Annotated in this window: 14 protein-coding genes and 1 tRNA gene; 7 read left to right on the forward strand and 8 right to left on the reverse strand. The window is 63.9% G+C overall.

Translation table 11 applies throughout. The features are described 5' to 3' along the window. Window positions 1–76 precede the first annotated feature (76 nt). A complete protein-coding gene (locus ACKLLE_RS25260) occupies window positions 77–880 on the reverse strand; it encodes an MOSC domain-containing protein (protein ID WP_420059381.1) in 804 nt (267 codons plus the stop codon). Window positions 881–928: 48 nt separating this feature from the next. Next, on the reverse strand, window positions 929–1,864 hold the full coding sequence (locus ACKLLE_RS25265) for a chemotaxis protein CheV (protein WP_420059382.1): 936 nt from the start codon (window positions 1,862–1,864) through the stop codon (window positions 929–931). Between the two features lie 379 nt (window positions 1,865–2,243). Between ACKLLE_RS25265 and ACKLLE_RS25270 the strand changes: the two genes are divergently transcribed. The 3 genes from ACKLLE_RS25270 to ACKLLE_RS25280 all read left to right on the forward strand — a co-directional run bounded on the left by ACKLLE_RS25270 (window position 2,244) and on the right by ACKLLE_RS25280 (window position 4,717). Next, entirely contained in the window at window positions 2,244–2,660 is a 417-nt protein-coding gene (locus ACKLLE_RS25270; RefSeq protein WP_064303197.1) for a hypothetical protein, read from the forward strand. A 516-nt stretch (window positions 2,661–3,176) separates the two neighbouring features. Then, window positions 3,177–4,067, forward strand: a complete 891-nt coding sequence (locus ACKLLE_RS25275; protein WP_064303198.1) for a sensor histidine kinase — start codon at window positions 3,177–3,179, stop codon at window positions 4,065–4,067. Then, complete coding sequence (locus tag ACKLLE_RS25280; protein WP_009404594.1) at window positions 4,064–4,717, forward strand: response regulator; 654 nt, start codon at window positions 4,064–4,066, stop codon at window positions 4,715–4,717. The genes ACKLLE_RS25275 and ACKLLE_RS25280 overlap by 4 nt, the downstream gene beginning before the upstream one ends. Here ACKLLE_RS25280 and yegS read toward each other — a convergent pair. Next, window positions 4,701–5,600 carry a lipid kinase YegS gene (yegS, locus tag ACKLLE_RS25285; protein ID WP_420059383.1) on the reverse strand — a complete coding sequence of 300 codons (900 nt, stop codon included), beginning with the start codon at window positions 5,598–5,600 and terminating at the stop codon, window positions 4,701–4,703. The genes ACKLLE_RS25280 and yegS overlap by 17 nt on opposite strands. A gap of 194 nt (window positions 5,601–5,794) precedes the next feature. On the opposite strand from yegS, the gene ACKLLE_RS25290 reads away from it, so the two are divergent. Then, window positions 5,795–7,045: a glycosyltransferase family 4 protein gene (locus ACKLLE_RS25290; RefSeq protein ID WP_420059384.1), complete on the forward strand. Its 1,251-nt coding sequence runs from the start codon at window positions 5,795–5,797 to the stop codon at window positions 7,043–7,045. 16 nt (window positions 7,046–7,061) lie between these two features. Here the strand turns inward: ACKLLE_RS25290 and ACKLLE_RS25295 are convergent, their stop codons facing one another. After that, window positions 7,062–8,249, reverse strand: coding sequence for a molybdopterin molybdotransferase MoeA (locus ACKLLE_RS25295; protein WP_420059398.1), 1,188 nt, complete (start codon window positions 8,247–8,249; stop codon window positions 7,062–7,064). Between the two features lie 22 nt (window positions 8,250–8,271). Beyond that, window positions 8,272–8,811: a molybdenum cofactor biosynthesis protein B gene (gene moaB, locus ACKLLE_RS25300; protein WP_009404586.1), complete on the reverse strand. Its 540-nt coding sequence runs from the start codon at window positions 8,809–8,811 to the stop codon at window positions 8,272–8,274. 193 nt (window positions 8,812–9,004) lie between these two features. On the opposite strand from moaB, the gene ACKLLE_RS25305 reads away from it, so the two are divergent. Together ACKLLE_RS25305 and ACKLLE_RS25310 are read left to right on the forward strand one after the other, a co-directional pair. After that, a complete protein-coding gene (locus ACKLLE_RS25305; RefSeq protein ID WP_064303201.1) occupies window positions 9,005–9,226 on the forward strand; it encodes a YgdI/YgdR family lipoprotein in 222 nt (73 codons plus the stop codon). 79 nt (window positions 9,227–9,305) lie between these two features. Next, window positions 9,306–9,382, forward strand: a tRNA-Pro gene (locus ACKLLE_RS25310). 168 nt (window positions 9,383–9,550) lie between these two features. On the opposite strand, the gene ACKLLE_RS25315 is transcribed toward ACKLLE_RS25310, so the two are convergent. Both ACKLLE_RS25315 and ACKLLE_RS25320 read right to left on the reverse strand, forming a co-directional pair. Next, window positions 9,551–11,137 carry a malate:quinone oxidoreductase gene (locus ACKLLE_RS25315; protein WP_420059385.1) on the reverse strand — a complete coding sequence of 529 codons (1,587 nt, stop codon included), beginning with the start codon at window positions 11,135–11,137 and terminating at the stop codon, window positions 9,551–9,553. A 346-nt stretch (window positions 11,138–11,483) separates the two neighbouring features. Then, window positions 11,484–13,247 carry an ABC transporter transmembrane domain-containing protein gene (locus ACKLLE_RS25320; RefSeq protein ID WP_420059386.1) on the reverse strand — a complete coding sequence of 588 codons (1,764 nt, stop codon included), beginning with the start codon at window positions 13,245–13,247 and terminating at the stop codon, window positions 11,484–11,486. A gap of 196 nt (window positions 13,248–13,443) precedes the next feature. Here ACKLLE_RS25320 and ACKLLE_RS25325 point away from each other — a divergent pair, with 196 nt between their 5' ends. After that, complete coding sequence (locus ACKLLE_RS25325) at window positions 13,444–13,614, forward strand: PA1571 family protein (RefSeq protein WP_009404578.1); 171 nt, start codon at window positions 13,444–13,446, stop codon at window positions 13,612–13,614. Between the two features lie 106 nt (window positions 13,615–13,720). Here ACKLLE_RS25325 and pdxB read toward each other — a convergent pair whose 3' ends face one another. Further along, window positions 13,721–14,860 (reverse strand): 4-phosphoerythronate dehydrogenase PdxB, encoded by a 1,140-nt coding sequence (pdxB, locus tag ACKLLE_RS25330; RefSeq protein ID WP_420059387.1) that lies wholly within the window; start codon window positions 14,858–14,860, stop codon window positions 13,721–13,723. Between the last annotated feature and the right edge of the window lie 76 nt (window positions 14,861–14,936).

The following is a 14,936-nucleotide window of genomic DNA, read 5'->3' on the forward strand; positions in this document are numbered from 1 at the left end:
ATTTTTTTGTTAAACCCCCCCCCCCCCGGGGGGCCCCCCCCGCTCCCACAGGGCACGCGGTGCTCCGAAGTTCTGTTTACTCCAGAACCTCTACTTCCATCCCCACCTCCAGCACACTCTCCCCGTCGGCCACCAGGTTCTGCCCGAACATGGCCTCCCCTTCCTTCTGCCGATAGTTCATCAAGGTTGCGAAAGGCTCGCGGTCGGCGCTGCGCTCGCCGGTGGCGGGGTCGATGGTGGTCAGAATGCAGCGCCCGCAGGGCTTGACCACGCGGAATGTCTGCTGGCCGATACGAATCCGTTTCCAGCCGTCCTCGGCGAAAGGCTCGGCGCCTGCGATCACCAGGTTCGGCCGGAACCGCAGCATTTCCATGGGCCGCCCGATCTTGCGGTTGAGATCGTCGAGCGACGCCTGGCCAATCAGCAGCAGCGGAAAACCATCGGCGAACGCCACCCGGTCACTGTTCTCGCCATAGCCCGAGGGCAGATAACGGGTGCGCTGCTCCGGCACGTGCACCAGGCGCACCGCACGCCCCATGAACTCGCTCAGCCACTCGGCGGCCGCCTCCCCGGCATCCGGCACCATCAGGGTGTCACGCCAGATGGTCACGCCGCGCAAGGCTTCATCCGGCGGGGGCACGGCAACATGCAGGGAGGCAAAACCGGGCGCATCCAGCAGCAGGCCGCCGTCGGCGGCATACAACGCCGACAGCTGGCTCATCTGCGGGAAGGCCCGCTGGGTCAGGAAGCGGTTGTTGCCGGCGTCCACCAGCATCCAGCGACGATCGCCTGCCAGGCCAAGCAGGCCCGAGGGCGAGCGCTGCAAGGCTTCGGGCCGCCCCGACTTGAGCGGATAACGATAAAGCGCACTCAGATGCATCGGCCATGCTCCCCTGGAAAAAAAGAGCAGCTTACACCGGGTGCGACATCACGCGGTGGCTTCGTCCAGTTGCAGGCGCTGGCGCACCACTTCCACCAGGCGATCAGGCTGGAATTTGGAGAGGAAATTGTCGCAACCCACTTTCTTCACCATCGATTCGTTGAAACTGCCCGACAGCGAAGTGTGCAGCACCACGTACAACCCGCGCAGGCGCGCATCGCTGCGGATCTCGGTGGTCAGGCGGTAGCCGTCCATTTCCGGCATCTCCGCGTCGGTGAAGATCATCAGCAACTTCTCGCAGACGTCTTCACCGGCATCCGCCCAGCCCTTGAGCATCTTCAACGCCTTCAGGCCATCGCTGGCCACATGCAGCCTGGCCCCTAGCTGCGACAGGGTTTCCCGTAGTTGCGCCAGGGCCACGGTGGAGTCGTCCACCAGGAGGATTTCCCGTCCCCTGGCGCGCTGCAGCAGTGGATCCTCCAGCTTGTCCCGGGACACCTTGGCGTTGTACGGAACGATTTCCGCCAGGACCTTCTCTACATCGATGATCTCGACCAGTTGCTCATCGACCTTGCTGATGGCGGTCAGGTAATGCTGGCGACCGGCGCTGGTCGGCGGCGGCATGATGGCTTCCCAGTTCATGTTGACGATGCGATCGACGCCACCGACCAGGAACGCCTGCACGGAGCGGTTGTACTCGGTGACGATGATGGTACTGTTCGGCCCCGGCTCGAGCGGGCGCATGCCGATCGCCTGGGACAGGTCGATCACCGGCAGGGTCTGGCCGCGCAGGTTGACCACACCGCACACGTAGCTATGGCGCTGTGGCATCAGGGTAAGCTTCGGCAGTTGCAGGACTTCCTGCACCTTGAAGACGTTGATCGCGAACAATTGCCGGCCCGCGAGGCGGAACATCAGGATTTCCAGGCGGTTCTCGCCTACCAGCTGTGTGCGTTGGTCTACCGTGTCGAGAATGCCAGCCATTGAATCCCCCAGGCTTGTCGCAAAAGTAAAAAGCATCGGCTTTATATCGGCCGTATGCGGCTTGGCTTGACCCCTTGCAGAAAAAGCACTCGGGGGCATTGATGTCACTTTAGCATCATGCTTTACTTTGCCCACAGCCTTTCATGCGCTGTCCCGCAACCGGGTCAACCCCGGAAAACCTCATCAGGGAAACCCTTATCAACAATCGGGTTGGACCTGATATTCGTGATATCCGTTAGCCATTAATGTGACGCCATTCTCAATGCATGAATGGAGTCAGGCCTGTGTTCGCTAACAAACTGCTGTGGCCAGCCTCCGTTCCTGACCGTTCGTCCGTCTGCCTTGGGGCCTTGCGTTCGTATTCGGGGGGAGCGGACCGATGCTGAACGACACGCCGGATATGAGCGCCGTCCAGGATTTCCTGGGTGAGGCCCATCTGCTGCTAAGCCGTGGCCAGGAATGCCTGCAGCATTTTCACCAGATCGGCGAGGATGCCGATGCCAGCCATTGCCTGATCCATACCCTGGCTTCCCTTAGGGACAGGGCGCGCAGCGTCGGGCTATTGGAGATTGCCGACTTTTGCGCGGCGCTGGTTGCATTGCTCGAACCCGTCGAATATCGCAACCGCCTGCATGGGCCAGCATTGGGCATCCTTGAAGCCTGCCTGTGCCTGCTGGCCTGGCAAGTCGAACTGATCGACCCGTACAGCGGCACGCTTAACCTGGATGCCGAGGAACAACGGGAACTGCTGGACAGCCTGGAAAACATCCTGCGCACACCCGTGCAGACCGCCTGAACAGCCCCCGTACCGTGCCAACCCCTCTGGCACGGCCCCGGTACAATCAGCGCGTACAATCAAAGTTCAACTAAGCCGTGTCGAAAACATATCCGACATGCATATCGCTGTGATTCGGCATTGCACTAAGCAGCAACTAAGCCGCCTCTTTCCATTAAATTCCATCACTACGGAAACAGCAGATGCACGCTTTCAGGGAAGTTTGGGTTCGCCAACAGTAGTGGCAAAGTGCTAGAATCGCGACCTCGACGGAACGACCGTACCAGCCCGTAAAACCTGACTCATCGGCCCATTAACAGACCCGACGACCAATTGCGTCCAAGGTGTTAACATGCGCCGCCCGAGCCGGTAGCCGACTGTTGGCCATGCTGGAACATGGCGCTTTCAACGCACTGGAAAAGTGCCAGGCCGCCTTGTTGCAACATGATGATAAAAGTTGTTGAAGGTCTTGCTTAAAAGCCTTTCAATCACCCCGGACTGGCTTTGAAAAGTGATCTTTCAATGGCTTCATTTCCCGTGTACTCAAGCCTCAAGACGTTCACCCGCTGTCCGCGCGGCGCGGTCCTGCTGCACCGGGCCGCAGTGCTGGCGAGCCTGGCCTCGCTGGCGGCCGGACTGGCCTGCCACCTGAACGCCGCACCCCTGCCGGTGTTCGTGGTCCTGCTGCAGGCCCTTTGCCTTGTGGCGGTCCTGTGGGCAGGCCATTGGCGCAAGCACAGCCTGATGATGTCTCCCCAGGAACTGGCCGACCGTCTGCTCAAGGTCCAGGAAGGCGAGCGCCAGCGCCTGAGCCGCGAACTGCACGACGACATCGGCCAATCGCTCACCGCGGCCAAGCTCCAGGCCGAGTGGCTGCAACGGCGCATTCCACAACCGCTCGAGCAGCACTGCAGCACGCTGCGCAGCACCCTGGACGACACCCTGGCAAATGTGCGCAACCTTGCCACCAGCCTTGCGCCACGCCAGCTCAACAGTCTGGGGCTGGAAGCCAGCCTGCGCGCGCACTTGACGCGCACCCTGGAAAATACCGACCTGCGCTGGAGCCTGGAATGCAGGAGCCGCCTGGATGGCATTCCGGAGGACATGGCCATGGCCGCCTTCCGTATCACCCAGGAAGCGGTGACCAACGTGTTGCGCCACGCCCGGGCGGATAACCTGATCGTACGGTTCCAGCGCCAGCCCGAAGGGCTGTCGCTGTCGATCAGTGATGATGGCCAGGGTTTCCGGCCCTCGTCCGACCCCGGGAGCGAGGGCCAGTGCGGCATGGCCGGCATGGCCGAACGTGCGCAACTGCTCAACGGCAGCCTCACGGTACATAGCGATCCTGGCAAGGGCACGCGCATAGACGCGCTGTTCCCCTGGCCTCCCCGCACGCGCGAGCGCGCCAACTCAAGTAAGACTTCATGACCTGTAAATTGCTGTTGGTTGACGACCACTCCCTGATCCGCGCCGGCGTGCGCGCCCTGGTCTCCGACATCCCCGGCTATACCGTGGTGGGCGAGGCCTGCGACGGCAGCCAGCTGGTGGAACTGGTGCGCGAGCTCGCGCCGGACATCGTCCTGCTCGACCTGTCGATGCGGGCCATGGGCGGACTGGACGCCTTGAGCCAATTGCATGCCGAAGGCATGCATTGCAAGGTGCTGATCCTGTCCATGCACACCGATCCGCACCTGATCATGCAGGCCCTGGAAAGCGGTGCCCACGGCTACCTGCTCAAGGACACCACGGCCACCGAGCTGGAGCAGGCCCTGGCGGCGCTGCGCAATGACGAGCGCTACCTGAGCCCGGCCATCGCCCATACCGTGATCAACCAGGCCCTGCTGCGCGGGCAGAAACCCGAGCCCATGGACAACCACAATCTCACCGCCCGCCAGCTGGAGATCCTGCGCCTGATCGTGCGCGGCAAGTCCACCCGGGAAATCGCCAATGGCCTGGGCCTGAGCGTGAAAACCGTCGAAACCCACCGCTCGCAGATCATGAAACGCCTGCATATCTACGACGTGGCGGGCCTGGTGCTGTTTGCCGTGCGCGAGCAGATCATCAGCCTCGACGACTGAGCAAAGGCGAGTTCGCCGGCAAATGCAGGCGCAGCGCCTTGGGCAAGACGCGAAAGCGCAGGCTATCGCCTTGCAAGGGCTCACCGTCGAGGTTGATATCCAGCCCCTGCGAGCCCTTGACCTCCACCCACGGCAGGCGCGCACGGACGAACATGCTGTCCAGCCCCAGTCCGCCGGCGAGCAGGTCGCGCAGGGTGCCGACCACTTCCTGGGGCGCCGGCAGGATGCTGATATCGAGCAACCCATCGTCCACCACCGCCTCCGGACACAGCACATGCCCGCCACCGGCCTGGCGACCATTGCCGATGCCCAGTGCCAGCAGGTCGCCCTGCCAATGGAAATCCGGCCCTTGCAGGCTGACCGACGCCGCTCCCAGTTCGGTGAAGCGGGACAGCCCGGTAAACAGATAGGCTGCCGCGCCGAGTACCTTTTTCAAATCTTCCGAGGTCTGCGCGGTGACCTGGCTCCCGAAGCCGCCAGTGCCCATATTGAGGAACACCTCGCCATCGACTTCGCCCAGGTCAACCGGGCGCGCCTCGATCTCCAGAAGCTCCAGCGCCGCCGCAGGCTCCAGCGGAATACCGGCGGCATGGGCAAAGTCATTGGCAGTGCCCAACGGCAGCAAGGCCAGGCAGGCCGAGGCGCCGGCCTTGACCATGGCGTGGCTGACATCGCGCAGGGTGCCATCACCACCGCCGGCGATCAGTTGCGGGTAGCCGGCCTCCAGCGCTTCGTTCACCAGCCGTCCGGCATCACCACCTTCCCAGGTCAGTCGCACGTCCAACTGCCAGCCACGCTCGCGCATGCCCGCAACCGCCGCACGTACGTCTTCGTTCATTGCCTGCTTGCCATGCAGGACCAGCAGTGCCTTGCGCTCGCTCATGGATCGCCCTCCCCGGCGGATTCTCATCTGCTATCTGGACCATCGCGCCACAGGAAAAGTTGAGCTGTCTTACGAGCGGCATGGAAAAATCCTGCGACCGCGACCATGCTTCGACAAATAATTGGCAAAAAAATCAAGCCGCGAAAAGAAGCCATTTTATTGACATTCACCAGCATAGGTCGCGAGGAAGTGCCATGCGCGTACTCTGGACACTGCCCTACCTGCCTTGGCCAATCACCAGCGGCAGCAAGTCCCGGCAATTTCATCTGCTGCGCGGCATGGCGCTGCGGGGTCATCGCATCACCCTGCTGACGCAATCCCGGGTCCCGCTGTGCGACAGAACGCGAGAGGCGCTGGAGCCCTTGCTCGAGCGCCTGATCGTGCTGCCGCGGCGCCCCCTGCGAAGCCCGCTGAACGTGCTGGCAGCCGTGTCCGCCGGCTATCCGATGCGCGCCTGCATCAACGGCCTGGCCCCGCACCTGCGTCATCGGTTCGAGCAACTGCTGCAGGAGCACTGGGACGTGATCCAGATCGAACACAGCTATAGCTTCCAGCCATTCGAACGGGCGCTGCAGTCCAGCGGGCTGCCGTTCGTGGTCAGCGAGCATCAGGTGGAATGGCGCAGGGGCGCCGCCTGCCAGGACCTTTTGCCCCTGTGGCTGCGCCCCTTCAACAGCTTCGACGGCTGGCGCTATCGGCGCTGGGAAACACGAGTGCTGGCACAGGCCAGCAAGGTGATCGCAGTAAGCCCGTGCGACGCCGACGCACTCAGCCGCCTGGGCGGCAAGCCGGTGGAGGTCGTGGTCAATGGCGTGGATTGCGCGCATTACCAGCACATCGATTTCGCGCCGCATAGCCAGCGCCTGTTGTTCGTCGGCAATTTCGAACACTGTGCCAGTCGCCAGGCCATCGAATGGGCACTGGAAGAAATCATGCCGCAGGTCTGGCAAGGCAATCCGGCGGTGCGCCTGGCGATAGTCGGCCATGCGCTGCCGGAGCAGTGGCGGCTGCACTGGAATGATCCACGCATCGAATGGGTCGGGTACCTGCCCGATCTACGCGAACTGCAGCGCCTCTCGGCGGTGTTCTTCGCGCCATTGCGCCAGGGTGGCGGATGCAAGGTGAAGCTGCTGGAGGCCATGGCGGCGGGATTGCCGGTGGTGACGACGCCGTCGGGCGTTTCGGGGCTCGAGGTCAAATGCGGCGAGCATTACCTCGGCGCCGAAGACGCGGGCGACCTGGCGCTGACCCTGACCCGGCTGTTGAACCAGCCACAGCGAATGCGCCAGCTCTCGCAGGCCGGGCGAGCCTTCGTGCGCGAGCGGCATGACTGGAGCGTGGCGGTGATGCAACTGGAGGGCGTGCATCAGCGCCTGCTGAGTCGGCCGGTCGGGGCCGGCGATCTTCCCGATGCCCTGCCAAGCGCAAGTGCTGGGCCTGCCTAGGACCGCTAGAGACCCTTCAACCGAGCAATTCACTCAAGGGAATGAACTGGACGATATCGCCCTGCCGTGGAGTGCTGCCCTCCAGCACCTCCACCAGTCCCTCGGCCCAGGCCGCGCTGCGTAGCACCCCGGAACTCTGGTTACGGTAGATCCTTGCCTGGCCCTGCTCCAGCCGGGCGCGCAGGTACTCGCGGCGATTGCCCGCCTTCGGCCAGTCGAACCCGGCCGGCACGGCGAACTGCAACGGTTGGACATCCTGCACGCCTTGCCGGCGCAGCAGATAGGGACGGGTCAGCAGGCCGAAGGTGACCAGGGTCGAGGCGGGGTTTCCGGGCAGGCCGATCACCGGCACGCCGTTGTACTGACCCACGGTCAGCGGCTTGCCCGGCTTGATCGCCAGTTTCCACAACGCCAGTTCGCCGGCCTCGCGCAGGGCAATGCCGAGATAATCCGCCTCGCCCACCGATACACCGCCGGTGGAAAGAATCAGGTCCACAGCCCCCAGCTCGCCGAGACGCAGGCGGGTCTGCTCGAGGTTATCGGGCAGGATCCCGGCATCCACCACCTCGCAGCCCAGGCGTTGCAGCCAGCTGCACAGCAGGCGACGGTTGCTGTTGTAGATCTGCCCTGGGCCCAGCGGCAGCCCCGGCTCGACCAGTTCGTCACCGGTGGACAGCACCGCCACCCTGACCCGGCGCACCACGCTGAGCGAGGCATGACCGAGGGTCGCCGCCAGCCCCAGTTCGATCGGCCCCAGGCGCGTGCCTGCCGCCAGTACCAGCTCCCCGGCACGGGTTTCCTGGCCTTGCGGGCGGATATTCTGACCGAGGCTCAAGCCCTCGGTGAAACGTACGCGCTGGTCAGCCAGGACCTCGGCGTTCTCCTGCATTTCAACGCAGTCGGCACCTTCCGGCACCGGCGCGCCGGTGAAGATCCGCGCGCAGGTGCCGGGCTGCAACGGCTGTGGTGCATGCCCGGCGAAGATCCGCTGGCTGACCGGCAGCGGCTCGCCGGTCCAGTCGGCGATACGCAGGGCGTATCCGTCCATGGCGCTGTTCGGCCATGGCGGCAGGTCGATGGACGCGTGCAGGTCCGCTGCCAGCACCCGACCTTCGGCATCGGCCAGGGTAACCTCTTCGACATCACGGATCGGCGCCGCCGCAGCCAGTTCCAGCAAGCGCTGGAGAGCCGCTTCCACCGGCATCAGCGGCCGTGCCGCCGGCGCCTCAGCCACGGCTTTCGCAGGGCGCGGCCTGCTTCAGGTGCGGTACGAAATTGCACGGCCGGTGGCGATTGTCCAGTTGCTCGGCGAGGATACCGTCCCAGCCGGTGCGCACCGCATTGGTCGAGCCCGGCAGGCAGCAGACCAGGGTGCCGTTGGCCAGGCCGGCCAAGGCGCGGGACTGAATGGTGGAGGTGCCGATATCGGCCACGGAAATCTGCCGGAACAGCTCGCCGAAACCGTCGACCTGCTTGTCCAGCAGGCAGCTCACGGCTTCCGGGGTACTGTCGCGCCCGGTGAAGCCGGTGCCGCCGGTGATCAGCACCACCTGCACGCTGTCGTCGGCAATCCAGGCAGCGACCCGGGCGCGGATCTTGTACAGGTCGTCCTTGAGCAGCACCCGTTCGGCAAGGTGGTGCCCGGCCTCGGTGAGGCGGTCGACGAAGACCTGGCCGGAGGTATCGGTTTCGAAGGTGCGGGTGTCGCTGACGGTCAGCACGGCGATGTTGAGCGGCACGAAGGGCGCGTCGGCCTTGGCTTTCATGGCATAAGTCCGTAGATCCAGGGAATGGCCGGTGTTATATCACAGGGTAGGGTTGCCCCGCGCGAGCAACCCGGCATGGCATTGCTGCCGGTCAATACGGCGATCAGGCACTGGCCGCAACTTCGTACTGAACTTGCTGTAACTGTTTGCGTCTTAACGAACTATACGGCCCCACTTAACTGGAGATTTACCCATGATCAAACGGACCCTTCCCGCCTTCCTGCTCGCTCTTGGCATTGGCGCCCTGGCCGGTTGCTCGACACCTACCGTGATCACCCTCAACGACGGTCGTGAGATCCAGGCCGTCGATACCCCGAAATACGATGACGATTCGGGCTTCTACGAAATCGAGCAACTGGACGGCAAGCGTACCCGGGTCAACAAGGACCAGATTCGCACCGTGAAAGAGCTGTAAGCGCCTTCGTAAAAAAGCCCCCGTTCCATACGAAACGGGGGCTTGTCGAAGCGAAATTTTTGAGTAGAATTTTCTTCATCGGAGTGTAGCGCAGCCAGGTAGCGCGTCTCGTTCGGGACGAGAAGGCCGCAGGTTCGAATCCTGTCTCTCCGACCAATCGCTCACGAAAAAGCCCGCCTAGTGCGGGCTTTTTCGTGCTTGTCCCCTATTGGGTTGACTGGTCCGGCGCTATCGCTGGCAAGCCAGCTCCCACAGGGTGTGGGAGCTGGCTTGCCAGCGATGAGGCCAGAAGGGGCAAAGAACATCCTTGCCCCTTGAACAGTCTTATTGAACAGCCACCGGCTGCTCTTCCGGCAATACCGGAACGAAGGTCAGGCCCAGGCGCGAGCTGGTCCACTCGCGGGTCTTGTTGGTCAGCTCGAGGTTGTTGTTCAGCTTCTGACCATAGGTCGGCACGATTTCCTTCAGCTTGGCCTGCCACTCGGGGCTCTTGATGCGGTCCTTGAAGGTTTTTTCCAGCACGGTCAGCATGATCGGCGCAGCGGTCGAGGCACCTGGCGAGGCACCCAGCAGCGCGGCGATCGAGCCATCCTCGGAGGCCACCACCTCGGTACCGAACTGCAGGATGCCGCCATGCACCGCATCCTTCTTGATGATCTGCACGCGCTGGCCGGCCTGCAGCAGTTTCCAGTCTTCGTTCTTCGCATTCGGGAAGTATTCGCGCAGCGCGGCCATGCGGTCGTCGAAGCTGAGCATCAACTGACCCATCAGGTAGGTGCTCAGGTCGATGTTGTCGATGCCGGCGTGGGTCATCGGCATGATGTTATGGGTGTTCAGCGCAGCGAACATGTCCAGCAGCGAACCGTTTTTCAGGAACTTGGTGGAGAAGGTCGCGAACGGGCCGAACAGCAGCACTTCCTTGCCATCGATGATACGCGTGTCGAGGTGCGGCACCGACATCGGTGGCGCGCCAACCGACGCCTTGCCATACAGCTTGGCCTTGTGCCGGGAGACGATGTCCTGGTTGTCGGTCATCAGGAACTGGCCGCCCACCGGGAACCCGGCGTAGCCGTCAGCTTCCGGAATGCCGGATTTCTGCAGCAATTTCAGGGCGCCACCACCGGCACCGATGAACACGAACTTCGCCTTGACGCTGGTTTCCACGCCCTTGTTGCCGAGGTCGGCGACCACGACGGTCCAGGTGTTGTCGGCGTTGCGCTTGATGTCGCGGACTTCGTGACGCAGGTTCAGGCTGACCTTGTCGCTCTTGGTCAGCGAGCCCACCAGCTGGCGGGTGATCTCGCCGAAGTTGACGTCGGTACCGATGCTCATGCGGGTTGCGGCGACTTTCTGGTCGGCAGCACGGCCTTCCATGACGATCGGCACCCACTTGGCGATCTGCGCATGGTCCTCGGAGTACTCCATGCCGCGGAACAGCGAGCTGTGCTGCAGGGCGGCGTGGCGCTTGCGCAGGAACTCGACGTTCTTGTCGCCCCAGACGAAGCTCATGTGCGGCACGTTGTTGATGAACGAGCCCGGGTTGTTCAGGACCTTCTGCTCGACCTGGTAGGACCAGAACTGCTTGGAGATCTCGAACTGCTCGTTGATGCCCACGGCCTTGCTGATATCCATGCTGCCGTCGGCGGCTTCGCTGGTGTAGTTCAGCTCGCAGAAGGCGGAGTGGCCGGTACCGGCGTTGTTCCAGGCGTTGGAGCTTTCTTCGGCAACCTGGTCCATGCGCTCGTAGATATTGATCGACCAGTCAGGTTGCAGCTCGTGCAGGTAGGTGCCGAGGCTGGCACTCATGATGCCGCCACCGATCAGCAGCACGTCGACGGTCTTTTCCGGTTCACTGGGCTTGGAGCAACCAATGACGCTCAGGCACAGGAGCGCCAAAAGGACTTTTTTCATAATTCATCCAATTGAAGTGAAGGTGTTGGCTGGACCGCCGCGCCCGGGTGCACGCCCTGGTTTTATCGTTGTGCTCACTCGGTGGTGGCTGGGGTATCTGGAAGCGGGGTGCGGTCTGATGCCGTGGCTGCACTGGCAGCCCATGGTCTTGTAAAGCGGGGACTTGGCCCGCGCCGGCGCCTCACAAAGCACGAAGCGGGCCAACTTACCCGCGACCAACGGCCAATAGGCGAGGCGCATGGTCGCACCCCATATTGGGCGGTTTATCTGGCGGGTTTCCGCCATCATTCGTCGCTCTATAACGGCAGAGTGGCGGATTTCCCCCTGTATCTGGCGTAAGCCCCTTCTACTGCGAACCGAACTGCAACGCTGCCAGCCGGGCATAGAGCGGGTTTTCCGCGATCAATTGCCGATGGCTGCCAATCGCTACCATCTTTCCACCATCGATCACCGCGATGCGGTCGGCGTGCTGCACCGTGGCCAGGCGGTGAGCGATGACCAGTGTGGTACGTCCTGCCATCAGGTTTGGCAGTGCCTGCTGGATCAGGTGTTCGCTCTGCGCATCGAGGGCACTGGTGGCTTCGTCGAGCAGCAGGATGGGCGCGTCCACCAGCAAGGCCCGGGCAATTGCCAGGCGCTGGCGCTGACCGCCGGAGAGGCCGAGGCCGGCGTCGCCCAGGTGCGTCTGGTAGCCGTCGGGCAATTGCAGGATGAACTCATGGGCGTGGGCACTGCGGGCGGCGGCCTCGACCTGGGCGAAGCTGGCATCGGCACGGCCGTAGCGGATGTTGTCCTCGACCGTGCCGAAGAACAGCGCAGGGTTCTGCGCCACCAGGGCGAAATGGCGGCGCAGATCCTGGGGATCAAGCGTGGTCAGGGGCTGGCCGTCGAGGAGAATGCGGCCCTCCTGCGGGTCGTGGAAGCGCAGCAGCAGGTCGAACAGGGTTGACTTGCCCGCCCCCGACGGCCCGACCAGGGCGAGGGTCTGTCCGGGCTCGATGCGCAGATCCAGTCCGTCGATGGCCGGACGATCGGGGCGCGTCGGATAGGCGAAGCGCACGCCTTGCAACTGCAGTTCGCCGCGAACCCGCTCTGGCAGCCTGACCCCGCCGTCAACCGGCGCAAGGATCTCGCTGCGAGCCGCGAGCAGTTCGGCGATCCTCTCGGCCGCACCGGCAGCACGTTGCAGCTCGCCGATCACTTCGCTGACGGTGCCGAAGGCACTGCCGACGATCAGGCTGTAGAAAACGAAGGCCGCCAGGTCGCCACCGGAGATGCGCCCGGCGATCACGTCCATGCCACCGACCCACAGCATCACGCCCACCGCCCCGAGCACCAGGACGATCACCAGGGTAATCAGCCAGGCGCGCTGGACAATGCGCTTGCGCGCCGTGGCGAAGGCCGCCTCGACGGTTTCGCCGAAGCGCTGGCGGTCCTGCGCCTGGTGGTTATAGGCCTGTACCGTCTTGATCTGGCCGAGGGTCTCGGCGACGTAGCTGCCGACATCGGCAATGCGGTCCTGGCTTTGCCGCGACAGGCTGCGTACGCGCCGACCGAACACCAGGATCGGCGCCAGCACCAGCGGCAGGGCCAGGACCACGATACTGGTGAGCTTCGGATTGGTGACGAACAACAGGATGATGCCGCCCAGCACCATCAGCACATTGCGCAGGAACAGCGACAGCGACGAACCGATCACCGATTGCAGCAACGTGGTATCGGCAGTCAGCCGCGACTGGATCTCCGAGCTGCGGTTGTGCTCGAAAAAGCCGGGATGCAGGTCAAGCAGATGATCGAACACCTGCCGACGGATATCGGCCACCACCCGCTCGCCGATCCAGGAGACCAGGTAGAAACGGCTGAAGGTGCCCACCGCCAGGGCCAGCACCAGGGCCATGAACAAGGCGATGGACTGGCCCAGCAAGTCGGGCGAGCGGGTTACGAAGCCCTGGTCCACCAACAGGCGGATGCCCTGCCCCATCGACAAGGTAATGCCGGCGGTGACCACCAGGGCCAGCAGGGCGAGCAGCGCCTGCCGGCGGTACGGACGCACGAAGCGCCAGGCCAGGTGCAGGGCCCGGCGCTGGCGGGAAGAAAGCGGATTGAACATATGGACGGCTGCCGTGGCTGATTACAACGAGTCGGGAAGCACCTTAGACCGTATCGGTCTAAAGTACCGCTGGTTCTCGAAGGAACTTTCTGTTGGACTGTCGGTTCGCATGATGAGACAGCGAAAAGGAGTTGTCACAGCCTGGTCATCACGCGTGATTAATCTGGGCTTAGCCACCCTGAGGAGGAGACAGGAAATGAGCTTGCAGCAAAGCAGCAACACGCAACAACGCCCGGCCCAGCCTGTGCCGGCATTCGGCTCGGTCATCGACGCGCAAGGCCGCGAGATCCCGATCACCGAACAGATGATCCAGCAGGCCTGCCGCGAGCTGGACAACAGCCGGGTCAACCCGGTGAAGAAGGGCTGAGACCCTCGCCTATTCGAAACCCGGCCCTGGTGCCGGGTTTTTTATTGCCCGCCCCCCTGTGGTAGCGGGTTTACCCGCGATGAGGCCCTGAGGGCCGGCAAACCGATCAGCCCTCGACCACACACCCCAGCGCCGCCGCCACCTTCCGAACCTCCAGCCCTTCGGCCCGAACCTTCAATCCCTCGATCTCGCGCCGCACCGGATAGCCCTTGCGCAACAGATCGAACGCCAGCTTCTGCGCCACCGGGTCATTGCCCAGGCTGCGGCGAAAATCCGCGTCGTCCCGGCGCGGGTCATACACCGCGCGGCACAGCGTCGCCAGGGCCCAGGCCGGGTCGGTATCGGCCTGCAGCTCGACCCGGGCCAGCCAGGGAGCGGGCAGCAGGTCGGCAAGCCGCACCTGCTCCGGCTCGCCGCGCCAGGCGCAATACGCCTGGTAGATCTGCGCGGTACCACGCTGCTTGCCATCGAGGCTGTAGCCGGCGATATGCGGGGTGGCGATCACGCAGAGGTCGGCCAGCTCCACATCCACCAACGGTTCCTCCTCCCAGACATCCAGTACCGCCAGCACGTCTTCGCGCTCCAGCAGCAGCTCGCGCAGGGCGCTGTTGTCGATCACCGGGCCACGGGCGGCGTTGATCAGCCAGGCGCCCGGGCGCAGCCGGGCCAGGCGCTGGCGGTCGAACAGATGCCAGGTCGGCTGCTCGCCGGCGCGGGTCAGAGGGGTGTGCAGGCTGATCACATCGCACTCGGCCAGGATCCGCTCTAGCGCCACATAATCCCCGCCCTCGGCCGCCTGCCGTGGCGGATCGCAAACCAGCACCTTCCAGCCCAGGCCGCGCAGCACCTGGACCAGGCGGCCACCGACCTGGCCGGCGCCGACCACGCCATAGGTCCGCCGCGACAGGTCGGCGCCGTCCAGCTCGGCCAGGGTCAGCAGGCTGCCCAGCACGTAATCGACCACCCCGCGGGCGTTGCAGCCCGGCGCACTGGACCAGTGAATGCCGGCCTCGGCGAAATAGCCGAGGTCCAGGTGATCGGTGCCAATGGTGCAGGTGCCGACGAAGCGCACCTGGCTGCCTTCCAGCAAGGCGCGGTCGACCCGGGTTACCGAACGCACCAGCAGCACATCGGCGTCGCGCACGCAGTCACGGTCGATGGCCCGCCCCGGATAACGCCGGATCTCGCCGAAACCGGCAAAGAAGGCATCGAGCAGGGGGATGTTTTCGTCGGCAACGATCAGCATGGGCGGGACTCCTGTGAGGGGCTGCAGTGTAGGGGCTGCACAGGACAATGACCAAGCGCTGTCTGCACCGGCCCCT

The sequence above is a fragment of the Pseudomonas bharatica genome, from assembly GCF_048586865.1.
GTDB lineage: Bacteria > Pseudomonadota > Gammaproteobacteria > Pseudomonadales > Pseudomonadaceae > Aquipseudomonas > Aquipseudomonas bharatica.